This window comes from Acuticoccus kandeliae (assembly GCF_003073115.1).
Genome location: NZ_QBBV01000147.1, coordinates 1 through 318, shown reverse-complemented (window position 1 = coordinate 318; position 318 = coordinate 1). Strand labels below are relative to the sequence as shown.

The following is a 318-nucleotide window of genomic DNA, read 5'->3' as shown; positions in this document are numbered from 1 at the left end:
TGCCCAGTGCCTGCCGGGCGGCGTCGCCCGACTCCTCGGCCACGCCGCCGGCGGCCAGCGGGTCCAGGCCGAGCACCTCAGTCGTCGCACGGACCGCGGACGCGGCCCGCAGCGCGCCGGTGACGTCCCCGGCGTCGAGGGCGGTGTTGCCCTCGCGCACCAGGGTGTGCACGGTGCCGAGCGCGAGCGGGGTACCCAGGTCGTCGTCGAGGGCGGCGGTGAACGCGCCGGGCAGCTCCGCCGCAACCTCGGGCAGGCCGTGCCGCTCGCGCACCCGGTGCACGAACGACTCGATCCGCCGGTACGCGGCGACGGCCT

General features: G+C 78.0%; 1 protein-coding gene. It reads right to left on the bottom strand.

The annotated features are described in order from the left end of the window. A partial coding sequence (locus DBV35_RS29695; protein WP_205648963.1) for a DALR domain-containing protein occupies positions 1–318 on the bottom strand: 318 nt, incomplete at both ends.